The organism is Kitasatospora sp. NPDC022856 (assembly GCF_055561235.1).
In genome coordinates this window covers 20,932-39,316 of sequence record NZ_JBVHHE010000009.1, presented here as the reverse complement: position 1 = coordinate 39,316, position 18,385 = coordinate 20,932, and the positions used below count along the sequence as shown (strand labels likewise).

Genomic DNA, 18,385 nt, shown 5'->3' with positions numbered 1-18,385 from the left:
ACCCCGGGGGGGGCGGGGGGGGGGGGGGGGGGGGGGCGCGGGGGGGGCGCCCCCCGCCCCCCCCCCCCCCCCCGCCGCCCCCCCCCCGGCCCCCCCCCGGGGGGGGCCGGCCCCGCGTCCGGCCCGTCGCCCTGTCCCATCCCTTCCGTGTGACCCATGACATGTGAAATATTACCTGCGCTCCACCGACTGTTTCCCGACTCCACCGACTCCACCGACTCCCCAGACCACCCACCGTCCGGAAAGGACCGGTCAGTTGCGCAGACTGTCCGCGGCACTCGCGGCCGCGCTCACCACGAGCGCGATAGCGGCCTCCCTCCTCGGCACCCCCGCCCAGGCCGCTCCCCCCTCCCCCGCCCTCACCGCGGCCGCCGCCGCCCAAGGCGCCGAGGAGGGCGGCACCGAGGCCCCGCCCGGCCCGCTCGCCCCCCAGGAACGCGAGCGCCAGTCGCTTCGCACCAAGGCCCTGGAACAGGTCAACAAGGGCTCCGTGGCCAAGACTTCGCAGAAGCGGGCGCCCGCCAGGGTGAAGATCGGCAACGACTACGTCCAGCTCGCGCAGCAGCGCACGGACAAGGTCTTCGTGATCCTCGCCCAGTTCGGCGACCAGGTGGACAACACCACCGAGTACAACGGGCAGCCCCGCTACGGCGGCACGCCCGGCCCGCAGCACAACGCGATCCCCAAGCCGGGCAGGAGCGACAACCACACGCTCTGGTCCAAGGACTTCGACCGCGACTACTACCAGCAGTTGTTCTTCGACGACGCGCCCGGCGCGGTCTCGATGCGCAACTACTACCGCACCCAGTCCTCCGGCCGCTACGACGTCGAGGGCACGGTCAGCGACTGGGTCACCGTGCCGTACAACGAGGCCCGGTACGGCAGCAACAAGGGCCCCCAGGGGTCCGGCGCCTGGACGCAGGGGCAGGAGTTCGTCCGGGACGCGGTCAAGGCCTGGTACGACGGCGAGGTCCGCAAGGGCCGCTCCGCCGCGGACGTCAAGGCCGAGCTGGCCCAGTACGACGTCTACGACCGCTACGACCACGACAAGGACGGCGAGTTCAGCCAGCCGGACGGCTACCTGGACAACGTCATCGTGGTGCACGCGGGCGTCGACGAGACCTGGGGCGGCGGGGCGCAGGGCGCCGACGCCCTCTGGGCGCACCGCAGTTGGGCCTTCCCGGACCCGGCCGGCCAGACCGGCCCGGTGGGCAACCGGATCGGCGGCGCCCCGGTCGGCGACACCGGCCTGTACGTCTACGACTACGTGCAGGGCGGCGAGAACAGCGGCGTCGGCCTGTTCGCCCACGAGTTCGGCCACAACCTCGGCCTGCCCGACCTGTACAGCACCACCGGCGGCGACAACAGCGTCAACTTCTGGTCGCTGATGTCCTCCGGCTCGTACCTCGGCAAGGGCAAGAACACCACCGGCGGCTACCCCGGTGACCTCGACGCCTGGAGCAAGCTGCAGTTCGGCTGGCTCGACTACGACGAGGCGCAGGCCGCCACCCGCTCCAGCCACGCGCTCGGTGTCAGCGGCTACAACACCGACCAGGCCCAGGCGGTGCTGGTGCACCTGCCCGACGGCACCACCAGCACCGACCTGGCCGACCCGAACCAGGGCGCCAACCACTGGTGGAGCGGGACGGGCGACAACCTGGACAACTCGCTGGCCCGGACGGTCGACCTGCGCCCGGTGAGCGGACCGGTCACGCTGACCGCCGCCGCCTGGTACGACATCGAGCAGGACTACGACTTCCTCGCGGTCGAGGCCTCCACCGACGAGGGGAAGACCTGGAAGGCGCTCGGCGGCACCGTCGACGGCACGCCGATCGGCAACACCACCGCCAACACCCCCGGTCTGACCGGCACGTCCGGCGCCTACCGGCAGCTGTCCGTCCCGCTGGACGGCTACGCGGGGCAGCAGGTCCGGCTGCGCTTCCACGTCACCTCGGACAACAACACCCACGGCCGCGGCGTCCTGGTCGACACCGTCCGGGTCGCCGCCGGCGCCACCGAGCTCTTCGCCGACGGCGCCGAGAACGGGGCCAACGGCTGGACCGCGACGGGGTTCTCGGTGGTCACCGGCCGCACCGCAGTCACCTCGCACCCGCGCGCCTACCTGGTGGAGAACCGCCGGTACGCGGGCTACGGCGCCTTCCTGAAGACCGGCCCGTACAACTTCGGGTACACGGGCGTCGACGGCAAGAAGGACATCGTCGACACCTACCCGTACCAGGAGGGCGTGCTGGTCTGGCTCTGGGACACCGGGTACGGCGACAACAACACCAAGGACCATCCCGGCGGCGGGCTGATCCTGCCGGTCGACGCCCACCCGGCGCCGATCCGGTTCGCCGACGGCACGCTGGTCAACGCCCGCGCGCAGACCTTCGACGCGACCTTCTCGCTGAAGCGGACCACCGGCTTCACCCTGCACAAGGCCGGCGTCCCGGTGCGGATCGGCGCCGAGCCGGCCGTCGCCGCCTTCAACGACCGCACCGGGGTCTACTCCGACCCCGCCACGCCGCAGCTCGGCGTGAAGGTGCCGGACACCAACACCAAGATCGAGGTCGTCCGCGAAGCCCAGGACGGCCGGATCACCACCGTCCGGGTGGGCCCGGCCTCCTGAGGCCCGCCACCCGCGCGCACCGCACAACGGCCGTGGCCCCCGGATCCGTCCGGGGGCCACGGCCTCGCGTCGTCCGGGGCCGGTCGCGACCGCGGGAGCGGCCGGGCTCCGCGACCCGCCGGCCGCCCGGCCCGGTCCACACCGACCACGCCGGGCACCGCGTCGGCGCCGGGTACCGCCCCCGCCCCCGGCGCCCCCACCGGCCCGCCAGACCCCCGGCCCCCGACCGCAGAAGGCCCGTACCCACCAGCGGGTACGGGCCTTCGAGACGTTGGAACCCGGTCGGACGCGGCCCTCAAGAGGTTCCCCGCCGCGCCCGACCGGGGGTCGGGAGGAGGGCCCGCGGACGGGCCCCCGGGGTGCCGCCGGACCGCCCGGCCCACAGGCGGGCAGGGGTGGTCCGGCGGCCGGGGCGTCAGGCCTCCGGGAAGTGGCAGGCCGCCTGCCGGGTGCCCGGTCCGGCGATCCGCAGCAGCGGACGCTCCGTCCGGCAGAGCTCCTGGGCCTTCGGGCACCGCGGGTGGAAGCTGCACCCGGACGGCGGGTTGGCCGGGCTCGGCGGGTCGCCGAGCAGCACGATCCGCTCGCGCGCCCGCTCGGCGGCCGGGTCCGGCAGCGGCACCGCGGAGAGCAGCGCCCGGGTGTAGGGGTGCGCGGCGTTGCCGTAGACCTCCGCCTTGTCGCCGATCTCGACGATCCGGCCGAGGTACATCACGGCGACCCGGTCGCAGACCCGCTTGACCACCGAGAGGTCGTGCGCGATGAAGACGTACGCCAGGCCGAGCTCGTCCTGGAGCCGCTCCATCAGATTGACCACCTGGGCCTGGATGGAGACGTCCAGCGCGGAGACCGGCTCGTCGGCGATGACCAGCCGGGGCGAGGTGGCCAGCGAGCGGGCGATGCCGATCCGCTGGGCCTGGCCGCCGGAGAACTCGTGCGGGTAGCGGTCCAGGTGTTCGGGGATCAGCCCGACCAGCTCCATCAGCTCGGCGGCCCGCTTGCGCGCCCCGGCCGCGCCGGCGCCCTGGACCAGCAGCGGCTCGGAGATGATCCGGGCCACCGTCTGGCGGGGGTTGAGCGAGGAGTACGGGTCCTGGAACACCATCTGGAGGTGCCGCCGGTGCGGGCGCAGCGCGGCCTGCGACAGGCCGCCGATCTCGGTGCCGTCGAAGGTGACGGTGCCCGCGGTGGGGTCGAGCAGCCGGACGATCATCCGCCCGGTGGTCGACTTGCCGCAGCCCGACTCCCCGACCAGGCCGAGCGTCTCGCCCTGGGCGACGTCGAAGCTCACGCCGTCGACGGCCCGGATCGGGGCGCCGGCCCGGCCGGTGCGGCTGCGCCGGCCGGGGAAGGTCTTCACCAGGTCCCGGACGGACAGCAGCGGCTCGGCGGAGCGCGGCCGGTCGGCCGTCAGCGGTCGGTCGTTCATGAGCGGGCTCCCAGCGGCACCAGCGGCAGGTGGCAGGCGGCCTGGTGGCCGGGGGCGAGCGGGCCGAACGCGGGGCGCTCGGCCAGGCAGCGGGCGTGCTCCTCGGCGGTGGCGGCGCTGGTGCGGGCGCAGCGCGGGGCGAAGGTGCAGCCGGGGGCGGGGGCGATCAGCGACGGCGGGCTGCCGGGGATGGCCCGCAGCGGGGCGTCGTCGGTATCGTCGAGGCGGGGCAGCGAGTCGAGCAGCCCGCGGGTGTACGGGTGCGCGGGGGCGCCGAACAGCCGGTCGACCGGGGCCTGTTCGGCGGCCCGGCCGCCGTACATCACCAGCACCTCGTGGGCGACCCGGGCGACCACGCCGAGGTCGTGGGTGATCATGACGACGCCGAGGCCGCGGTCCTGTTGGATGCGGGCGATCAGGTCGAGGATCTGGGCCTGGACGGTGACGTCCAGGGCGGTGGTGGGCTCGTCGGCGATCAGCAGGTCGGGTTCGCAGGCGAGCGCCATGGCGATCATCACGCGCTGGCGCATGCCGCCGGAGAACTGGTGCGGGTACTCGTCGACCCGGCGGGCCGGCTCGGGGATGCCGACCTCGCCCAGCATCTCCACGGCGCGGGCGCGGCCGGCCCTGCGGTCGGCCCTGAAGTGCACCCGGTAGTGCTCGGCGATCTGCTCGCCGACGGTGTAGAAGGGGTGCAGGCTGGACAGCGGGTCCTGGAAGATCATGGCGATCCGCCGCCCCCGGACGGTGCCCAGCTGCCGCTCCCCCAGGCCGTTCAGCTCCTGTCCGGCCAGCCGGATCGAGCCGGTGACGGCGGCGCCGCGGTGCAGGCCCATCACGGCCAGCGAGGTGACGGACTTGCCGCTGCCGGACTCCCCGACCAGGCCGAGGGTCTGCCCGGACGCGACGGTGAAGGAGATGCCGTCGACGGCCCGGACGGTGCCGCGCGGGGTGTCGAAGGAGACGGCGAGATCCTCGACCTCCAACAGTGCCATCAGTACCTCACTCTCGGGTCGACGTAGGCGTAGAGCAGGTCGACCAGCAGGTTCGCCGCGACGATGAAGAAGGCCGCGAGCAGGGTGACGCCGAGGATGACGGGCTGGTCGGAGCGGATCAGCCCGTCGTAGAAGAGCCGGCCGACCCCGGGCAGACCGAAGATCGACTCCGTGATGACGGCGCCCGCGAGCAGTCCGCCGAGGTCCATCCCGAAGATGGTGAGGATGGGCGTCATCCCGGAGCGCAGCCCGTGCTTGACCGTCACGGTGAGCGCGGGCAGGCCCTTGGCGCGGGCGGTGCGGATGTACGGCTCGGCCATCGTCTCGATCATCGAGTTGCGGCTCTGCCGGGCGTACATGGCCGCGTAGAGCAGGGCCAGCGCGATCCAGGGGAGCAGCAGGTTGGAGGCCCAGCCGAACGGGTCCTCGGTGAGCGCGTGGTAGGACGGGTAGGGCAGCAGGCCGGCGGTCCGCACGACGCCCCAGATCAGCATGATCGAGGTGAAGTAGACCGGCAGCGAGGCGGTTCCGACCGACAGCACCATCAGGGTGCGGTCGGTGAGGCCGCCCTTGCGCAGGGCCGAGGTGATGCCGGCACCGAGGCCGAGGACCAGCCAGAGCGCCGCCGCGCCGAAGGCGAGCGAGACGGAGACCGGCAGGCGGTCGGTGAGCAGGTCCCAGACCGGCAGCCCGTACTCGTAGGAGTAGCCCAGGCAGGGGAAGCCGCAGTGCACGGCGCTGGGGCCGCTGCCGTAGTCGCGGCCGGCGAAGATGCCGCCCAGGTAGCTGCCGAACTGGTCCCAGACCGGCGCGTCCAGGCCCATCGCCGCCTTGACGGCGGCGAGCCGCTCGGGGCTGCAGGTCTTGCCGCAGGCGGCCGCGGCCGGGTCGTTGGGCAGCAGGTAGAAGATGGTGAAGGTGATGGCGCAGATGGCGAGCATGATGCCCGCGACGCCGATCAGCCGGCGGCCGAGGTAGATGATCATGACCGGCCTCCCCGGGGGTCGAGGATGTCGCGCAGCGCGTCACCGAGCAGGGTGAAGGCGAGCACCGCGATGAAGAGGAAGACCGTCGGGATGAGGAAGTAGGTCGGATCGGTCTCGTAGTGGAGGATGCTCTCGGCGATCATCTGACCCCAGGACGCGGTGGGCGGGCGGACGCCGACGCCGAGGTAGCTGAGGGCGGCCTCGGTGGCGATCATGCCGGGGATCAGCAGCGTGGTGTAGGCGATGATCGGGCCGGAGACGTTCGGCAGGATCTCCCGGGTGAGGATGCGCCAGGAGCGCGCGCCGCCGACCTTGGCCGCCTCGACGTACTCGCGGTGCTTGAGCGAGAGGGTCTGGCCGCGGACCACCCGGGCGATGCCGGGCCAGCCGAACAGGCCGATCACCAGGGTCATCAGCAGGATCCGGTTGACGTCCTTGGCCACCGACATCATGGCGATCATGAAGATCAGCGAGGGGAAGGACATCGTGAGGTCCATCAGCCGGGAGAGCGCCGCGTCGACGCGGCCGCCGAAGTAGCCGGCCACGATCCCGGCCAGGGTGCCGGCGATCACGACCAGCGCGGTGGCGGTGAACGCGATCAGCAGGGAGACCTGCCCGCCGTGCAGCACGCGGGCGAACAGGTCGCGGCCCGAGCCGGGTTCGACGCCGAGCCAGTGCCGGGTGCCGATCCCGCCGAAGGCGCCGATCGGCGTGCCGCCCATGTAGGGGTCGATGGCGCGCTTGTCGAACTCCTCGGGGGTCCAGCCGCCGAGCGAGCTCAACGGGCCGGCCAGGGCCGCCGCCAGGACCAGCACGGCGACGGCGATCAGGCCGAACCGGGCCGAACCCTGGGCCCACAGCCGCTCCCCGACGAGCCGCCAGGGCCCGCGCCCGGCGGCCTTCGCGGGACCCGCCGCCGTGTCCTCCACGGCGGCGGGGTCAGTGGTAGTACTCATCGCTGACGTTCCCTCAGCCCTGGCTCTTCGCGGGGTCCTTGAGGCCGACCACAGCCATGTCGATCATGCCGGCGTAGCCGGAGTTGCCGAACGCGCCGGCCACGTTGGTGCCGACCAGCAGCGGGCGGCGCTGCCACATCAGCGGCACGGCGGGGGCCTTCTTCACCAGGTCCTCGTCCAGCTGCTTCCAGGCGGCGTTGGCCTCGGCCAGGTCGGTCATGGCCGCGATCTGGTCCATCCGGTCCATCGTGGCCTGGTCCCGGAACTGGCTGTAGTTGCCCTGGTTGCCCTTCTCCTTGATGGTGCGGCCGTCGAAGAGGAAGGGCAGGAAGGTCGCGGCGGACGGGTAGTCCGGGCACCAGCCGTTGATGGTCAGCTCGGGGGCGTTCCTGGTGTCGCCGACGGTGTCGGAGAAGGCCGACGCGTCCACGGTGTTGACGGTGACCTGGACGCCGGCCTTGGCCAGCGACTGCTGGAGCGCCTCGCCGCGACTCTTGTCACCGATGGACACGAGGAGCGAGACCTTGAGGTCGGTCTTGCCCGCCGCCTTGAGCAGGTCCTTGGCCTTCTCCGGGTCACCGGCGGCCGGGATCTTCAGCGGATCGGCCTTGGCCCCGGCGGTCAGCGAGGGCGGCAGGAAGGAGGTCGCGACGTCCGCCATCGCCGGGCCGCCGAAGGCGGTGACCTGGGCCTCGCGGTCGACCGCGTACATCATCGCCTCGCGCACCTTCGGGTCGTCGAAGGGCGCCTTGGCGGTGTTCAGGTACAGCATGTCGGTGCAGCCGGTCTGCTCGGCCACCATGCGGGCCTTGACGTCCGCCTTGGGCAGCACCTTCGAGACGGACTCGTGCTGCATCCACGGCATCTCGATGGTGGAGGCGTCGGCGCCGTCACTCGCGATGACCCGGTCGTCGGCCTGACCGCCCTTGAGGCCCTGGGTGACCACGATCTTGTCCGGGTACGCCTTGCGGACCGTGTCGGAGGCCTGGTCCCAGTTGGTGTTGCGGACCAGCACGAGCTGCTTCCCGCGGTCGTAGGAGGCGATCTTGTACGGGCCGGAGGAGAACGGCCGCGAGTCGTACTGGGTGCCCTTCTCCTGCGACTGCGGCACGGGCGAGAAGGTCGGCAGGGTGGCGGTGTACGAGAACTCGGCGACCGGGCGCTTCAGGTGGAAGACGATGGTCTTGTCGTCCGGGGTCTCGATGCTGGGCAGGTGCTCGCCGTTCAGCGGGCCCTTGTAGTTCTCGCCGCCGGCCAGGTACTGGATGGCGTAGTCGGGGCCACCGGTGAGGTCCGGGGCGAAGGACCGCTCGACGTTGTACTTGACGTCGGCGGACTTGATCGGGCTGCCGTCCTCGTACTTGAGGCCGTCGCGCAGGGTGAAGGTCCAGGTCTTGCCCCCGTCGGAGGACTTGCCGAGGTCGGTGGCGAGGTCCGGGACGATCTCGCTGCCGGCGCTGCCCGGCTCGGACTTGAAGGTGACCAGGGTGCGGTAGATCAGCCGGGTGCCGAAGTCCATGTGCGGCAGCACCCAGTTGCGGGCCGGGTCGAGGTGCGCGAAGTCCTGGTTGGTCAGCACGGTGAGCGTGCCGCCCTTGACCGGGGAGCCGCCGACGATGGAGCCGGCCGCCGCGCCCGGGCCCTTGGTTCCGGCGGCCGTGGTGTCACCGGCGGTGTCGCTCTTGTCGTTCTTGCAGGCCCCGAGGCCGAGGGTGAGTGTCGCCGCGAGGGCCGCCGCGAGGGCGGCGTGGGTGCGCCTGTTCATGTGCAACTCCGCAGTGGGGGGCCGCCGTTGATGGCCCGTCGTCCGACCCCGGAGGTGATCCGGGGATCGACCGGGAGGGCGCCTCGACAGGTCTGGCCGCTCCGCGGTGTGACCCGTAACATAGTAATGTGAAATTGCACTGCACAAGAGATGACGCGTCCCGTTATCGAGCTGTGTCCGTGCCACCCCGCCGCCCCGTAGAGGAGACCCCCCGGTGACCCTCCGTCAGACCGGTCTCAACACCAGCAGCCACGACCTGCCGACCTCCCCCGCCCTGGAGGCCCACATGGCCACCGCCTGGGCCCCCACCCCGCTCACCGACGACCGGCGCGTCCCCGGGTACGCCGCCATGCCCGGCCGCCGCGCCCGGCTCTCCGCCGCCTTCCCCGGCGAACGCCTGATCGTCCCGGCCGGCGAGCTCAAGGTGCGCAGCAACGACGACGACTACCGGTTCCGCCCGCACAGCGCCTACGCCTGGCTCACCGGCCTCACCGGCGAGGACCAGCCCGGCCACGTCCTCGTCCTGGAGCCCGCCGGCCCCGAGGGCCACGAGCCCGTCCTCTACCTGCGCCCCCGCTCACCGCGCGGCGGCGACTCCGCCCGCGGCGGCGAGTTCTACCGCGACCGCCGCTACGGCGAGTTCTGGGTCGGCCGCCGCCCCGACCTCGCCGAGGCCACCCGCCTCACCGGCCTGCGCACCGAGCACCTCGACGACCTCGACAAGCTGCTCACCGGACCGCAGCCCGCCACCCGCGTGCTAGCCGGCGTCGACACCGCCCTGGACGCCGCCACCGACCGGCCCGGCTCACCCGCCCGGCGCGCGGACGACGCCGCCCTCGCCTCGGTGCTGTCCGAGCTGCGCCTGGTCAAGGACGCCTGGGAGGTCGAACAGCTCCAGCTCTCCGTCGACCACACCGTCCTCGGCTTCCAGGACGTCGTCCGCGCCCTCCCCGCCGCCCTGCGCCACCCGCGCGGCGAGCGCTGGATCGAGGGGATCTTCAACCTGCGCGCCCGCGCCGAGGGCAACGGCACCGGCTACGACACCATCGCCGCGTCGGGAGCCCACGCCTGCGTCCTGCACTGGATCCGCAACGACGGCGCGCTCGACCCGAACGCCCTGCTGCTGCTCGACGCCGGCGTCGAGACCGACACCCTGTACACCGCCGACATCACCCGCACCCTTCCGCTGAGCGGCACCTTCAGCCCCGCCCAGCGCCAGGCCTACGACCTGGTGCTGGCCGCCCAGGACGCCGGCATCGCCGCGCTGCGCCCCGGCGCGCGGTTCCGCGACTTCCACCTCGCCGCGATGCGGGTCTTCGCCGAGGGCCTCGCCGACTGGGGCGTACTGCGGATCCCCGCCGAGCAGGCCCTCGCCGAGGACAGCGGCCTCTACCGCCGCTACACCCTCTGCAGCAGCGGCCACATGCTCGGCCTGGACGTGCACGACTGCGCCAAGGCCCGCGCCGACGCCTACCTCGACGGCGTCCTGGAGGAGGGCCACGTCCTCACCGTGGAGCCCGGCCTCTACCTCCAGCCCGACGACGAGACCCTCCCGCTGGAACTGCGCGGGCTCGGCATCCGCCTGGAGGACGACCTCGTCATCACCGCCGACGGCGCCCGGCTGATGTCCGACGCACTCCCCCGCACCGCCACCGCCGTCGAAGCCTGGATGGCCGAACTGCTCGCCTGACCACCACCGCGCCACGGGCAGGGGGCCGGCTCAGGCCACCTTGATCGTCCGGTCCCCCTGCCCACGGTGACCTCCACCTCGCCGCCGATCGCCGCCGCGCAGGCCCGCAGGTTGTCCAGGCTGTCCACCTGCCCGTGCTCGATCTGCGACACCCGCGCCTGGCTCACCCCGAGCAGCCCCGCCACCTCCTTCTGCGTCAGCCCCACCTTCCGCCGTAGCTCCGCCAGCTCGTGACCACGGATCCGCGCCAACGACTCCTGCCGCATCCGCGTCCGCCTCCGGCGTCGCCGGCGCGGGGAACCGCTCCAGGACCTCTGCCCTCACCTCGGTCCAGCCACGACCCTTCATGCGCGCGCTCCCTCACCGGCTCATTCCCCCACACCGGCCCGGCCGTAGCGCGGCTCCGCCGTCCCGCCACCCTCGCGGGGGATGACACGGCCGGCTCTTCGCGCCCCGGGTGTGCGCCCGGTGGGGCGAGTGGCCGTCCGCCTCAGCTCCGGGCCGCCCGCCACAGCTCGCCGACGATCTCCGCGGCCGGGCCGCCGCGGGCCGCGCGGTGGCCGGTGCCGGCCCACAGGTGCATCGCCGCGGTGTCCGCCCGGGCGGCAGCCGCCGCCCGCAGCGGCTGGGTGAGGTGGTGCACCTCCGGGTAGGCGGCCGGGGCGTACGGCTCGTACCGGTCGATGAACGCGTTGCGCAGCCCGCGCGCCGGGCGGCCGGTGAACGCGCGCGTCACCACCGTCTCCGGGAGTTCGGTCAGTGCGGCCCGGTGCGCCGCGTTCGCCCCGGACTCGGCCGCGCGCAGCAGCGCCGTCCCCACCTGGACGGCCACCGCCCCGGCCCGCAGCGCGGCCGCGACCGCCGGCCCGTCGGCGAGCCCGCCCGCCGCGATCAGCGGCAGCGCCGTCACCGCGCCCACGGCGGGCAGCAGTCGGAGCAGCGGGACGTCCCCCGGCCGGTCCGCCACGCCGTGCGTGGCCCGGTGGCCGCCCGCCTCCGGACCCTGCACGCAGAGGGCGTCCATCCCGACCGCCTCGGCGCGCCGCGCCTCCTGCGGCGTGGTCACGGTGGCGACCTGGTGGATCCCGGCCGCCCGCAGCGCCCGCGCCTCCTCGGGCGAGGGCAGCCCGAAGGTGTACGACACCACGGGGACGGCCGGCGCCCCGGCCAGCAGTGCGGCGATCTTGGCGTCCCAGTCGTCGCGGTCCGGCGCGATCTCCTCCGGCAGGCGGACATCCAGGCGCCGCGCCTCCGGCAGCAGCCGCGCGCGGTAGGCGGCGACGGCCCGCGGATCGCCGGGCGCGGCGGGCACGAAGAGGTTCACGCCGAACGGCCGGTCGGTCAACTCGCGCACCCGGTCGATCTGTTCGACCATCGCGGTGGCGCTCCGGTACCCGGCGGCGAGGAACCCCAGCCCCCCGGCCGCGTTCACCGCGGCGACCAGCTCCGGGGTGGTCGCCCCGCCCGCCATGGGCGCGGCGATGACGGGCACGGCGAGTTCGTCGAGGCGGACGGCCATTCCGGGTTCCTCCACTGCGCGTGACGGCTTCGGGCTCCGCCCAACCCTACGCCCGCGGCCCTCAGGCCCCCCGGCGGATCAGCCCCCGCGCCCGTGCCTCGCGGACCGCCGCCGTCCGCGAGTCCACCCCCAACTTGGCGTAGACGTGCACCAGGTGGGACTTCACCGTGGCCTGGCTCAGATGCAGCCGCTGGCTGATCCCCTGGTTGGTCAGCCCGTCCGCGACCAGTCCCAGCACCTCCGTCTCCCGCGCGCTCAGCGCCGCCGACGGCGTCCGCATCCGCTCCAGCAGCCGGTCCGCCACCGCCGCCGCCAGCGCCGTCCGCCCCTGCGCGGCCGAGCGGACGGCCCGGGCCAGCTCCTCCGGCGGCGCGTCCTTCAGCAGGTACCCGGTGGCCCCGGCCTCCAGCGCGGGCAGGGTGTCCGCGTCGCTGTCGTAGGTGGTGACGATCAGCACCCGGGGCGCCGCCGCCCGGGCCGTGATCGCGGCGGTGGCCTGGGCGCCGTTCATCGCCGAGCCCGGCCCGAACTGCAGGTCCATCAGCACGACGTCCACCTCGACCTCCGCCGCCAGCTGCACGGCCCGTTCGGCGGTGGCGGCCTCGGCGACGACGACGAAGTCCCGCTCGCTCTCCAGGACGGCCCGCAGCCCGGCCCGGACCACCGGGTGGTCGTCGGCGAGCAGCAGGCGGATCACGGCGTCGGTCACGGGGAGTCCTCGGTGGCGGGGGCGACGGGCAGCAGTACGGCGAGCGCCGTCCCCTCTCCCGGGGCGGACTCCACGGCGAAGGTACCGCCCAGCGCCCGCGCCCTGGCCCGCATGGACGGCAGGCCGAAGCCGCCGTCCCCGCCGGCGTCGGCGGCCGCCCGCGCCGGGTCGAAACCCGCCCCGTCGTCGAACACGTCCAGCGCGACCTCGCCCTCCATGTAGCTGAGCGTCACCTCGGCGTGCGAGGCCTTCGCGTGCCGCACCGTGTTGCCCAGGGCGGACTGCGCGATCCGCAGCAGCGCGACCTCGTGCGGCACCGGCAGCCGCACCGGGTCGCCCGAGACGTGCAGCCGGACGGGCAGGCCGGCGTGCGCGGTCGTGGTGGCACAGAGCCGTTCGAGGGCGCCGGCCAGCGAGCCGCTCTCCAGATCGGGCGGGGTCAGCGCGCGGACGAAGCGGCGGGCCTCGGCGAGGTTGTCCTGGGCCGCCCGACGGGCCTGTTCGACGTAGTCGGCGGCGGCCTCGGTCCGGTCGGGCAGGGCCCGCTGGGCGGCCCGCAGCAGCAGCTGGATGCTGGACAGGCTCTGGGCGAGGGTGTCGTGGATCTCCCGGGCCAGCCGTTCGCGCTCGGCCAGCACACCGGCGGTGTGGTGGGCGGCGTCGAGGCCGGCCCGGGCGGCGGTGAGCTCGTCGATCAGCCGGCGGCGCTCCTCGCTCTCCCGGTAGAGCGCCTGGTAGCCGAAGACGGTGACGACGGCGACGGCCGCACCGAGCGTGGGCCCGATCGCCGCGGCGAAGCCGACGGTGTGCTGGTGCCAGGACCACGCGAAGACCGCGGTGACGGCGGTGACGGCGACGGCCACCAGCCCGCCCCGGCGGCCGAGCAGGTGCAGCTCCAGGAAGTACAGCGGGAAGGCGAGCCAGACGCCGTCCTGGGTGGTGGTCAGCACTCCCACCCAGGTCACACCGAGCACGGCCAGCCAGAGGACGGTGGACCACCGCGACCGCCGGACGGCCCCGACCAGCGGCCCGGCCGCGTACACCGCGGCCATCGCGGTACCGGCGGCGACGACGGCCGCCGGCTCGGCGCCGCGGCCGACCACGGCACGGGCCACGGCGAGTGCGAGCAGGCCCGCCACCAGCAGGTGCAGGCAGACCTGGAGCACGCGGGCGACGGGGGTGGTTCGAGGTCGTTCGGTCGCCATCCGTCCAGCCTAGGGTCCGTGCCGCCCGGACGGATCAATCAAAAGGTTGAACTCTGCCTCTCCCCTTCGATGCCGAGGTTCCAATCCCGCGCGCGATGCCCCACGGCCCCCTTCCGCGGGACGGTGGTGAGCGTCGCCGCCGCTGCGCAAGCCGCGGCGGACCCGAGGAAGAGGAGAGCCCGGACGTGTTCGTCGCCTGGAGGGACCTGCGGTTCGCGAAGGGGCGGTTCGCCCTGATGGGAACCGTCGTCGTGCTGATCACCGTACTGGTCGGCCTGCTGTCCGGCCTGACGGCCGGGCTCGGCCGGCAGAACGTCTCGGCGATCACCGGCCTGCCCGCCGACCATCTCGCCTTCGCCGTCCCCGCCGACGGGCAGCGGCTCTCCTTCACCGACTCCCAGGTCACCCCCGAGCAGTGGCAGGGCTGGGCGCGGGCCCCCGGGGTCACGGCCGCGCAACCGCTCGGGATCACCACCACCAAGGCCGCCGCCGGGCAGCGCACCACCGCGCTCTCCGCCTTCGGCGTACCGGACGGCTCGCCGCTGGCCCCCCGGGGCGATGCGGTCGGCCCCGGCCGGGCCGTGCTGTCGCAGGCCGCCGCCGAGGAGCTCGGCGGTCTGCGTCCCGGCGCGGCCTTCACCCTGGCGGGCCGCCCGCTCCAGGTCGCGGCGGTGGCCGGCGACGCCTCCTTCAGCCACACCCCGGTCGTCTGGACCAGCCTCACCGACTGGCAGGCGGTCGCCCCGGGCGGCGTCGGGCACGCCACGGTGATCGCCCTGACCACGGCCCCCGGCGCGGACCTCGGCACGGCGGACGCCCGGTACGGCACCGAGACCCGGAGCCGGGCGGACGCGCTCGCCGCGATCGGCTCCTACACCTCGGAGAACGGCTCGCTGCAACTGATGCGCGGCTTCCTGTTCGCCATCTCGGCGCTGGTGATCGGCGCCTTCTTCACCGTCTGGACGATCCAGCGCAGCGGCGACGTCGCGGTGCTGAAGGCACTCGGCGCCTCCACCCGCTACCTGCTCACGGACGCGCTCGGCCAGGCGGTCCTGCTGCTGGTGCTGGGCACGGCAGCCGGCACCGCGATCGCGGTCGGCGCCGGCACCCTGCTCGGCTCGGCGGTGCCGTTCGTCCTGGACGCCCCGACCGTCCTCGTCCCGGCCGTCGTGATGATCGCGCTCGGCGCGGTCGGCGCGGCCCTGTCCATCCGCCGGATCACCTCCGTCGACCCGCTGACCGCCCTGGGGAGTGCCCGATGAGCCTGCACCTCGACCGCGTGACCCTCACCTACCCGGACGGCGAGGGCCGGCTGACCGCGCTGGACGACGTCTCGCTGACCGTGCCGAAGGGCTCGATCACCGCGGTGGTCGGCCCGTCCGGCTCCGGCAAGTCCAGCCTGCTGGCGGTCGCCGCCACGCTGACCGCCCCGGACACCGGCCGGGTGGTGGTGGACGGCGTCGAGACCACCGGACTGAACCGCGCCGAGCTGACGGCGCTGCGTCGCGGCCGGATCGGCGTCGTCTTCCAGCAGGCCAACCTGCTGCCCTCGCTCACCGCCGCCGAACAGCTCCAGGTGATGGCCCACCTCGACGGCCGCTCCCCGCGCGGCGCCCTCCCCCGCGCGCTGGAGCTCCTGGCCGCCGTCGGACTGCGCGACCAGGCGGCGCGCCGACCGCACCAGCTCTCCGGCGGTCAGCGCCAGCGCGTCAACATCGCCCGCGCCCTGATGAACGACCCGACGGTGCTGCTGATCGACGAGCCCACCAGCGCGCTGGACCACGAGCGCGGCGCCGCCGTGATCGACCTGATCACCGAACTCACCCACCGCCGCGCCACCGCCACCGTGCTGGTCACCCACGACCGGGCCCACCTCACGGCCGTCGACCGCGTCGCCGAGGTCCACGACGGCCGGCTCACGGTGCCGGCGGCGGTGTGAGCTACTTCTGGGGCCCCAGCATCCCGTCCACCGAGAAGGTCACCGCCGCCCCGAGCGACCCCGGCAGCGTGAACGACTGCCCGGGACGGTGGACGGCGTGCACCCGGTACTCGCCGTCCCGCGGGTCGGTCAGCACCAGTACCCGCCCGTTCGTCCGGTCGACGATCACATAGACGGGGATGCCTGCGGACGCGTAGGCGGAAGGCTTCTTCTTCAGATCGTCACTCAGGTTCGAGGAGGTGACCTCCAGCACGAGCCGGAAGACCCCGGGGTCGTAGCTGTTGCGATCGACCAGACGGTCGGCGTAGTCCGCGTCGACGACCGACAGATCGGGGATGGCGAAGTCGGACGGACCGTCCGGCAGCCAGAGGCCCATCCCCTGGATGACGCGGGTCGTCTCCCCGTGAAGGCCCGCCAGGAGGAGCGGAATGCTGATGCTCGTCAGGGCATCGCCGTGCTGGCCGTTGGGCGGCGGCGTGACGGTGATCTGACCCGCGATGATCTCGACTCGGTGCCCCACCAGCTGATTGGAGATCAGCTCAGCGGCTTCGAGCAGCGTCAGCTGCTCACCGGGTTCTTCCACTGTCGCGGCGGACAAGGAGTTCCTCCTGACTGCCGAATGTCGAGCGCATCATCGTAGAGCGCCTGCCCCGCCCGCCGCCCGATCGTCGGTCCTCACCCGAACGAGCGGTCCGGGCCCCTACCGGGCCCGCAGCCGCAGGGCCGGGCGGGCCTCCTCCTCCGCCTCCTCCTGGCCGGCCGCCCAGAGCGAGCGGACGTGGCCGAGGTGGCGGGACATGCAGGCCTCGGCGGCCTCCGCGTCGCCGGAGAGCATCAGGTCGAGCAGCTCCAGGTGCTCCTCGGCGGAGGAGACCAGCTCGCCGCGCTGATCGAGGCGGTTCAGGCCGTAGAGCCGGGAGCGCTTGCGCAGGTCCCCGACGACCTCCACCAGGCGGGCGTTGCCGGCCAGGCCGAGCAGGTCGAGGTGGAACTGGCGGTCCGCCTCCAGGTAGCCGATCAGGTCGTGCTTGCGGGCGGCGGCCACGATCGCCTCCGCCTGCGGACGCAGCGCCTCCAGCTGCTCGGCGGTGGCGGTGCGGGTGACCCGGCCGACGGTCGGGACCTCGATCAGGGCGCGGATCTCGGTGAAGTCGTCGAGGTCGCGTTCGGTCAGCTCGGTGACCCGGAAGCCCTTGTTGCGGACGGCCTCGACCAGGCCCTCCCGGGCGAGGTCGAGCATCGCCTCGCGGACGGGGGTGGCGGAGACGCCGAAGTCGGCGGCGAGCGCGGGCGCGGAGTACACCACGCCGGGGCGCAGCTCGCCGGAGATCAGTGCGGCGCGGAGGGCGTGGGCGACCTGGTCGCGCAGCCGCTCCTGCACGGAGATCAGGGTGCGGGCTTTGAGGTCGGCCATGGTGTTCCTCCGGATGGGTCGCAGAACACCAGCGTACAATGTCACGTTACGTTGAGTGTGCAACATTTCGTGATTCGGACAGCCGGCGGCGGCCGCGTCCCGGCGGGCCCATCGTGGCAGTGGCCGCCGCCCGTCGCAACGGTCGGCGGCCAACCTCGCCGGAGGCCCCCCGCCCCCGCCCGGCTCAGCCCCGCCGGTGGACCTCCGCCCCCGCCCGGCTCAGCCCCGCCGGTGGACCTCCGCCGCGACGGCGAGGTCCTGCCAGGCCATCCCGACGCTCTTGAAGAACCGCGGCCGGTCGCTCGGCACCGGCGCCTCGCCGCGCACCAGTTCGGCCAGGTTCCAGAGCGGACCGGCGCCGGTGACCCCCGCCATCAGCAGGTCCCCCGCCTCCCGCAGCGCGGCCGCCCGCGCCTCCACGTAGAGCTCGGCCCGGCCGACCAGCACCGCGTCCACCTCCCGGGCGTCGGGCTCGTGCGAGCCGACCGCGGCCACCACCGCGTGGTCGGGCACCAGCGCGCCGTCGAACAGCGGCGCACGCGCGGTGGTGCAGCAGACCACCAGGTCCGCCTCGGCCACCGCGGCGGCCGTGCCCACCGCGGCCGCGAGCCCGAGTCGGCGCGCGTACCCGGCCAGCGCCTCGGCGGGCGCCTCGCTGCGGGCCACCACGGTGACCCTGGTCAGCGGCCGGACGGCGAGCAGCGCGTCCAGGTGCCCGTACGCCTGCGGGCCGGCCCCGAACAGGACCAGGTGCGCGGCGTCCGGCGCGGCGAGGCGCCGCAGCGCGACGGCGGTGACGGCGGGCGTGCGCAGCGCGGTGAGCGCCGCACCGTCGAGCAGGGCGACGGGCCGCAGGGTCGGGCCGTCCAGCAGCAGGTAGCTGCCGGTGATCCGGGGCAGGCCGAGGGCGGCGTTCCCCGGGGCCACCCCGGCGATCTTCACCCCGGCGTACTCGGCCGTGGCCGCCGGCATCAGCAGCAGTTCACCCGCCGGCACCGGTACCGCCGACCGGGCGGGCCCGGCCTCCGGGTCGAGCCCGGCCAGCAGCACCCGCTCGATCGCCTCGGCGGCCCGGGCCGGGCCCAACGAGCCGACCGCGCCCGGCCCGACGACGTGGACCGGCCCGGCCTCGGAAACAGGCCCGGCCGC

Annotated in this window: 15 protein-coding genes and 1 pseudogene; 4 read left to right on the top strand and 12 right to left on the bottom strand. The window is 74.0% G+C overall.

Features of this window, described 5'->3' with window-relative positions; all coding sequences use genetic code 11:
• Positions 1-256 precede the first annotated feature (256 nt).
• A complete protein-coding gene (locus ACZ34W_RS13175) occupies positions 257-2,629 on the top strand; it encodes an immune inhibitor A domain-containing protein (RefSeq protein WP_329486896.1) in 2,373 nt (790 codons plus the stop codon).
• 415 nt (positions 2,630-3,044) lie between these two features.
• On the opposite strand, the gene ACZ34W_RS13170 is transcribed toward ACZ34W_RS13175, so the two are convergent.
• The 5 genes from ACZ34W_RS13170 to ACZ34W_RS13150 are packed head-to-tail and all read right to left on the bottom strand — an operon-like array spanning position 3,045 to position 8,760.
• Positions 3,045-4,058, bottom strand: a complete 1,014-nt coding sequence (locus ACZ34W_RS13170) for an ABC transporter ATP-binding protein (RefSeq protein WP_329486897.1) — start codon at positions 4,056-4,058, stop codon at positions 3,045-3,047.
• Positions 4,055-5,053 (bottom strand): ABC transporter ATP-binding protein, encoded by a 999-nt coding sequence (locus ACZ34W_RS13165; RefSeq protein WP_329486899.1) that lies wholly within the window; start codon positions 5,051-5,053, stop codon positions 4,055-4,057. The genes ACZ34W_RS13170 and ACZ34W_RS13165 overlap by 4 nt, the downstream gene beginning before the upstream one ends.
• Positions 5,053-6,039 carry an ABC transporter permease gene (locus ACZ34W_RS13160; RefSeq protein WP_329486900.1) on the bottom strand — a complete coding sequence of 329 codons (987 nt, stop codon included), beginning with the start codon at positions 6,037-6,039 and terminating at the stop codon, positions 5,053-5,055. Before ACZ34W_RS13160 ends, ACZ34W_RS13165 begins: the two co-directional genes overlap by 1 nt.
• On the bottom strand, positions 6,036-6,995 hold the full coding sequence (locus ACZ34W_RS13155; protein ID WP_465603681.1) for an ABC transporter permease: 960 nt from the start codon (positions 6,993-6,995) through the stop codon (positions 6,036-6,038). The genes ACZ34W_RS13160 and ACZ34W_RS13155 overlap by 4 nt, the downstream gene beginning before the upstream one ends.
• Before the next feature lie 13 nt (positions 6,996-7,008).
• The gene (locus tag ACZ34W_RS13150; protein WP_465603679.1) at positions 7,009-8,760 is read right to left on the bottom strand and encodes an ABC transporter substrate-binding protein; all 1,752 of its coding nucleotides are present in this window, start codon (positions 8,758-8,760) and stop codon (positions 7,009-7,011) included.
• 214 nt (positions 8,761-8,974) lie between these two features.
• Between ACZ34W_RS13150 and ACZ34W_RS13145 the strand changes: the two genes are divergently transcribed.
• Positions 8,975-10,450 carry an aminopeptidase P family protein gene (locus ACZ34W_RS13145; protein ID WP_465603677.1) on the top strand — a complete coding sequence of 492 codons (1,476 nt, stop codon included), beginning with the start codon at positions 8,975-8,977 and terminating at the stop codon, positions 10,448-10,450.
• Positions 10,451-10,572: 122 nt separating this feature from the next.
• Here the strand turns inward: ACZ34W_RS13145 and ACZ34W_RS13140 are convergent.
• The 4 genes and pseudogenes from ACZ34W_RS13140 to ACZ34W_RS13125 form a co-directional block, all read right to left on the bottom strand.
• Positions 10,573-10,716: pseudogene (locus tag ACZ34W_RS13140) on the bottom strand (helix-turn-helix domain-containing protein); the annotation flags it as partial.
• Between the two features lie 224 nt (positions 10,717-10,940).
• Positions 10,941-11,969, bottom strand: coding sequence for a nitronate monooxygenase (locus tag ACZ34W_RS13135; RefSeq protein ID WP_465603675.1), 1,029 nt, complete (start codon positions 11,967-11,969; stop codon positions 10,941-10,943).
• A 61-nt stretch (positions 11,970-12,030) separates the two neighbouring features.
• Positions 12,031-12,678: a response regulator transcription factor gene (locus ACZ34W_RS13130; RefSeq protein WP_359807237.1), complete on the bottom strand. Its 648-nt coding sequence runs from the start codon at positions 12,676-12,678 to the stop codon at positions 12,031-12,033.
• A complete protein-coding gene (locus ACZ34W_RS13125) occupies positions 12,675-13,883 on the bottom strand; it encodes a sensor histidine kinase (RefSeq protein WP_465603673.1) in 1,209 nt (402 codons plus the stop codon). The genes ACZ34W_RS13130 and ACZ34W_RS13125 overlap by 4 nt, the downstream gene beginning before the upstream one ends.
• A 185-nt stretch (positions 13,884-14,068) precedes the next feature.
• Between ACZ34W_RS13125 and ACZ34W_RS13120 the strand changes: the two genes are divergently transcribed.
• Entirely contained in the window at positions 14,069-15,145 is a 1,077-nt protein-coding gene (locus tag ACZ34W_RS13120) for an ABC transporter permease (RefSeq protein ID WP_465603671.1), read from the top strand.
• On the top strand, positions 15,142-15,822 hold the full coding sequence (locus ACZ34W_RS13115; RefSeq protein WP_329486911.1) for an ABC transporter ATP-binding protein: 681 nt from the start codon (positions 15,142-15,144) through the stop codon (positions 15,820-15,822). The genes ACZ34W_RS13120 and ACZ34W_RS13115 overlap by 4 nt, the downstream gene beginning before the upstream one ends.
• Before the next feature lies 1 nt (position 15,823).
• On the opposite strand, the gene ACZ34W_RS13110 is transcribed toward ACZ34W_RS13115, so the two are convergent.
• From ACZ34W_RS13110 to ACZ34W_RS13100, 3 genes are all read right to left on the bottom strand, one after another.
• On the bottom strand, positions 15,824-16,420 hold the full coding sequence (locus ACZ34W_RS13110) for a Uma2 family endonuclease (RefSeq protein ID WP_465603668.1): 597 nt from the start codon (positions 16,418-16,420) through the stop codon (positions 15,824-15,826).
• Positions 16,421-16,522: 102 nt separating this feature from the next.
• Positions 16,523-17,236: a GntR family transcriptional regulator gene (locus tag ACZ34W_RS13105; RefSeq protein ID WP_352290960.1), complete on the bottom strand. Its 714-nt coding sequence runs from the start codon at positions 17,234-17,236 to the stop codon at positions 16,523-16,525.
• 219 nt (positions 17,237-17,455) lie between these two features.
• Positions 17,456-18,322, bottom strand: coding sequence for an ornithine cyclodeaminase family protein (locus ACZ34W_RS13100; RefSeq protein ID WP_465603926.1), 867 nt, complete (start codon positions 18,320-18,322; stop codon positions 17,456-17,458).
• Positions 18,323-18,385 lie beyond the last annotated feature (63 nt).